The 642-nt window shown below is 65.4% G+C and carries 1 protein-coding gene; it reads right to left on the reverse strand.

Annotated features, from left to right (window positions below):
- Positions 1 to 642: Ig-like domain-containing protein (locus AC07O1_RS30370; protein ID WP_495091196.1), on the reverse strand; the 642-nt coding region annotated here is incomplete at both ends.

The following is a 642-nucleotide window of genomic DNA, read 5'->3' on the forward strand; positions in this document are numbered from 1 at the left end:
CTGGCCGATCGGCGCGCTGGCGCTGACCAAGGTAAACGCGTGGCCGTCATCGACATCGGTGTCGTTGGCCAGCACGTCGATCGTCAGGGTCTGGTTCTCTGTACCGGCGGCCGTATCGGCCACCGCCACCGGTGCGTCGTTGGTGCCGGTGACCGTCACATCCACGCTGCTGGTCGAGAGTGCCCCATACTGATCCTGCATCTGATAGCTGAGGGTCACGTGCTCGACCACGCCTTGCGCCAGGTGGTCGAAATCAGCCCCCGGGTTGAACACCAGCTGGTTGCCGACCACGCTGGCCGTACCCTTGTTCGCCGGCGCACTGACCGAGTTCAGCGTGAACAGGTGGCCGTCGTCGACGTCGGTGTCATTGGCCAGCACGTTGAGGGTCAGGGTCTGATTCTCCGTGCCGGCGGCCACATCGGCCACCGCCACCGGCGCATCGTTGGTGCCGGTGATCGTCACGTCCACCGTGGAGCTCGAGAGCGCCCCGTACTGATCCTGCATCTGGTAGTTGAGCGTCACGTGCTCGACCACGCCCTGCGCCAGGTGATCGAAATCGGCTCCCGGGTTGAACACCAGCTGGTTGCCGACCACGCTGGCCGTGCCCTTGCTCGCCGGCGCACTGACCGCGTTCAGCGTGAA

Source organism: Pseudomonas sp. GW821-FHT07G10, from assembly GCF_059418545.1.